Origin of the sequence: Burkholderia sp. AU4i (genome assembly GCF_000466765.1) — a bacterium.
Taxonomy (GTDB): Bacteria; Pseudomonadota; Gammaproteobacteria; order Burkholderiales; family Burkholderiaceae; genus Burkholderia; species Burkholderia cepacia.
In genome coordinates this window covers 1-4,242 of record NZ_ASSI01000299.1, presented here as the reverse complement: position 1 = coordinate 4,242, position 4,242 = coordinate 1, and the positions used below count along the sequence as shown (strand labels likewise).

The 4,242-nt window shown below is 71.4% G+C and carries 5 protein-coding genes; all 5 read right to left on the bottom strand.

The annotated features are described in order from the left end of the window. On the bottom strand, nucleotides 1-803 hold an 803-nt coding region (locus tag L810_RS41065), incomplete at its 3' end, for a pyridoxal-dependent decarboxylase (protein ID WP_042978261.1). Further along, nucleotides 793-1,773: a hypothetical protein gene (locus L810_RS41060; RefSeq protein WP_021164012.1), complete on the bottom strand. Its 981-nt coding sequence runs from the start codon at nucleotides 1,771-1,773 to the stop codon at nucleotides 793-795. The genes L810_RS41060 and L810_RS41065, both read right to left, overlap by 11 nt. A 3-nt stretch (nucleotides 1,774-1,776) precedes the next feature. After that, the gene (locus L810_RS41055; RefSeq protein ID WP_021164011.1) at nucleotides 1,777-2,760 is read right to left on the bottom strand and encodes a ferritin-like domain-containing protein; all 984 of its coding nucleotides are present in this window, start codon (nucleotides 2,758-2,760) and stop codon (nucleotides 1,777-1,779) included. Further along, nucleotides 2,761-3,393, bottom strand: coding sequence for a hypothetical protein (locus L810_RS41050; RefSeq protein ID WP_021164010.1), 633 nt, complete (start codon nucleotides 3,391-3,393; stop codon nucleotides 2,761-2,763). It lies immediately after the preceding gene. 1 nt (nucleotide 3,394) lies between these two features. Continuing rightward, nucleotides 3,395-4,242: hypothetical protein (locus tag L810_RS49500; RefSeq protein ID WP_042978260.1), on the bottom strand; the 848-nt coding region annotated here is incomplete at its 5' end.

The window sequence follows — 4,242 nt, the reverse complement described above, 5'->3', positions numbered from 1 at the left end:
GCGCGGCCGGATTCGTGCGCGAGCGAGTAGCGGCCGGCCAGCGGGGCGAGCGCGGTCGCATAGCGCTCGAACGCGGCATCGCCCGGGTGATCGTCGGCGAAGCCGCCGCCGAGGCTCAGCGAGCCGAGCGGTGCGCCGTTGGCCGGCGCGAGATCGCGGGCGAGCGCCGCGAGCCGCTCGGGCAGCACGAGCGTGTCGGGCTGCGTCGCGTCCTGGCGGATGAACGAATGCGGGCCGGAGAACACGTGCAGCCCGGCGACGGGCAGGCCGGCGGCGGCGAGCGTGCGCACCGCGTCGTGCGCCTCGTTCGGCGTCATCCCGAAGTGGTCGTGCCACAGCGCCCGCGCGTCGTCGCCGGCCAGCGCACCGGCGTTCACGCGCAGCAGTACCGGGCCCGGCGTGCCGCCGCCGGCCGCGGCTTCGCGCGCCAGCGGCACGAAGCGCGCGACCGCGTCCGGGTTGTCGAGCACGAAATGGCAGCGCGACGCGAGCCCGGCACGCATGAACATCTCGTCCATCGACGGGTTGTTCAGGTAGCGCGGCGTCCTGATCCGGCCGATCACCGCGTCGAGTTCGCCGCGGCTCGCGAGTTCGACGCCGTCCTCGTATGCATGGGCACAGCGCGCGAGCATGTCCTGGTTCGGGTTCGCCTTCAGCGACACGATCAGCCGCGTGCCGAGCCGCGCCTTCAACGACCGGTAGCGCGCAATCGCGACTTCCGGCTCGTACACGTAGCACGGCGTGCGCAGGTCGGCGATCCACGCGTGGTCGCCGGCGGGGGGAAGCGGGCGTTCAGGCGTCATGGCGGCCCACCGGATGGAGCGTGGCGGCCGCATACGCGCCGCAGTTCGACTGCATCACGCCGAGCACGCGCTGCCCGCGCGCGACCGCGTCGAGCCCGACGTCGGCCAGGTTGATCGGGAAATCCGAGCAGCACGCATGGCCGCGTGCATGGATGTTCTCGGCATACAGCCGCTCGGCCGGCACGCGCATCGCGCGGCACAGCGCGTTCCAGCCCGGCAGGTCGGCGTTGTGCGGCAGCACGAGCTCGTATGCGTCGAGCGCGTGCGGCTCGAGCGCGACCGCCGCGTCGATCGCCTTGCGCGTGTACGGCCACTCCATCATGATCAGGTCGGCCTCGTTCGCGGCGACGGTGTCCGAGCCACGATGCCATTTCGCGTGCGTCTCGATCGCGATGCCGCCGAGCCGGTTCTTCGCGCTGTTGCGCGCGATCAGCATCGCGGCCGCGCCGTCGCACTGCACGCCCGTCATCTGCCGCATCCGGTAATCCTCGCCGTACACGCGGTCGGACGACACGACGAGCGCCGCGTCGAGTTGCGGATAACGACGCATCAGCGCGCGAACGGTCTCGATGCCGGCCGCGACCGACACGCAGTTCAGCTGCGCGACCGAGCCGAGCCACAGCGGCTCGATGCCGAGCTGCGCGGCGAGCTCGTGCGGCAGGCTGCGCGGCGCGGGCGGCACGCTGAACTGCTGCGTGTGCACGTGGACGATCGCGCCGATGTCGGACGGATGCACGCGCGCGGTGTCGAGCAGGCGGCCCGCCGCCGCGATCGCGAGATCGGTCTCGCTCGTGTCGAGCGCCATGTGGAAGTAGCGGCTGCCCGACTGCGCGATCGCCGCGGCCCGTTGCGCCGGGTAGTCGCGCTCGGCGGCCCATGCCTCGATGTCGACGGGCAGGCCCGGCAGCTCGTAGGCCACCGCGTCGATGCCGATCCAGAAATCGCGTGACGCCTGGGAGGAGTTCGTCATGGTTCAGTTGAGCGGCATCGCCGCGTAGTCGAGAACATCGAGTTTTTCGAAGGTCGCCTGCACGGTCGGCGTGAGCAGGCCCATCTCGCGGATCGTCGGCACCAGGCGCCGGAAGATCGAGCGGCGGATCGAGCTGGAGACCGGCGACTCGCGCACCATCGCGCTGCATTCGCGCTTCGACAGGCCCATCGGCTCCCAGATGTCGTCCGCGCACAGGTGCTCGTACAGCACGGCCGCGCCTTCGCAGACGAATTCCTCGCGCTCGCGCAGCTCGGTTGAACTCATCTCCGCATACACGCGGCACAGCGTGATCCGGCCGACCGCGAAGTGACGCGCCTCGTCGCGCTGGATCCGCAGGAACAGATCCTTGATGAACGGATCGGTGCTGTACGCGACGACACTCTGGAAGATCGACAGCGCGATGCCCTCGACGAGCACCTGCATCCCGAGGTTCGTCATGTCGAGCGCGCTGCTCGTGATCGTGTCGTGCAGCAGGCCCTTCAGCGAGCGGCTCATCGGGTAGCTGACGTCGAGCTTCTCGTTGACGAGCTTCGCGTATGCCTCGACGTGGCGCGCTTCGTCCATCATCTGCGCGGCGGCGCACAGGCGCGCGCTCAGCCCATCCTCGGCCGACGCGAGCTTCGATGCGCAGATCAGCGCGGCCTGCTCGCCGTGCAGGATCTGCGACAGCAGCCAGCCCTGCGCGTGATGGCGCACCTCGCGCTTGTCGGCGTCGGACAGCTTGCTCCACAGCTCGGTGCCGTAGATCAGCAGCGTCGGGTCGGGCATGCCGAGCGGATTCGCCGGGTCGAGGTCGTGGCTCCAGTCGACGTCGGTCGCGACGTCCCACTGCGCGGCCTTCGCCTTTTCGTAGAGCCGGTTCAGCGCCTCTTCGCGCAGCGCGTAGTCGTTCGACATCAGGGCGTCGACGGGCATCGACCAGCGGATGTCGGCCGTGTCCTGCATAACGGTGAGCGTGTCAGTCATTTAGGGTCTCCCCGGCCGCGCGGCGGCGCCGGAATGATGGGCGGAATCGGTAAGCGTCGCGGCGGCGGCGCGCGGTGTCGGCGGATGCGGCACGAGGCGGATCGCATACGACGGCCACGGGCCGCGCAGCTGCGCGTCGAACGCATCGGCGAGCCGCGCGGGCCAGATCGCGCAGCACACGCGGTTGTCGCCGGAGAACTCGGCATCGCGCAGGATCCGGTCGCCGATCCACACGACGGGCGCGCCGCGCGCGGCGTCGCGCAGCGCTTCGTCGTACAGGTGCACGCCGAGCAGCACGTGCGGCGCGAGCAGTTCGGCCGGCAGCGCGCCGAAGTACGGCGCGCAGACTTCGATGAACACGCGTGCGTCGGGATGCACCGCGTCGCGGATGCGCGCGGACACTTCCGCAAGGAATGCGAAATACTGGACGTGGTCGAGGAGCACGCGGCGCTCGCTGCCGGATGCGTCGCCGGCATCGCCGGCGTCGTACGGTTCGCCGGCCGCTTCCGCGAGCGCGGCGCGCGCATAGTCGGCCGGCGTGTCGAGCGGCATCCGGTACGCGCTCGCGGCGACCGCGACCGGCTGCCGCGCATCGCGCTCGATCCGGTAGGTGAAGTGAACGGGCCGCACCATGTCAAGCCTCGCTGTCGAGAGAGAACGTCGCGTCCGGCGCGAATGCGACGTCGGCGACCGCGTAATAGCCGTTCAGCGCGAGCGAGCAGACGGCCGCGCGGTGCGGCGTGTCGCCGTCGCGATGCGCGAGCAGCACCGACAGCCACGGATCGCTGCCGAACGCATGGCCGAACAGCCCGTGGCCGTCGGGCAGCAGCGGCGTCTTGCCGACCGACGCGAGCAGCGCGCGGCGCGACGTCGCCGGAAAGAACGGCAGCGCCGCGTGCACGCCGGGGCGGGCCGCGCAGAAGGTGCGGATGTCGCGGCCGAGCCGCACGACCGCGCTGGCCGGCGGCGCGGCGTCCGCGAGCACCGACGGTGCGGCCGGCGACGCTTCGCGGCCGACGTCGATGAGCAGCGTGCACACGCCGAAGCCCGAACGCCCCCACGCGGGGTTGCCGTGCCAGTACGTATAGCCGTGCACGTCGACGTCGACGATCTGCAGCAGCAGCGTGCGCGGCCCGGTTTCGGCCGCGGTGGCGAGCGCGCGGCGCAGCACGTAGCCCCAGCCCGCGCATTCGTACGAGCAGGTCATCCAGTCGGGCGTGTAGTCGTTCGCGCCGGCGAGCGCCTGCGCGAACACGCGATGCTGCGGCGAATCGTTCATCAGCAGCATCGACAGGATCGTCGAGCTGACCACGTAGTCGTCCGCGCCGACCGCGCCGCACAGCCGCTCGCGTTCGGCGCACGCGAGCGCGCCGATCACGCGGGCCGTGTCGTCGAGCGGCACGGCCGCGCCGTCGCGTGACGGCGCGACGCGCCGGTACGCGAGCGCCTGCACGGTCAGCGCGGTCGCCGGGGCCGCCGGGG

What these genes read in the sequence shown, in the direction of transcription:
- L810_RS41060 (WP_021164012.1), bottom strand. Translation starts at nt 1,773, where the DNA reads ATGACGAACTCCTCCCAGGCGTCACGCGATTTCTGGATCGGCATCGAC.
- L810_RS41055 (WP_021164011.1), bottom strand. Translation starts at nt 2,760, where the DNA reads ATGACTGACACGCTCACCGTTATGCAGGACACGGCCGACATCCGCTGG.
- L810_RS41050 (WP_021164010.1), bottom strand. Translation starts at nt 3,393, where the DNA reads ATGGTGCGGCCCGTTCACTTCACCTACCGGATCGAGCGCGATGCGCGG.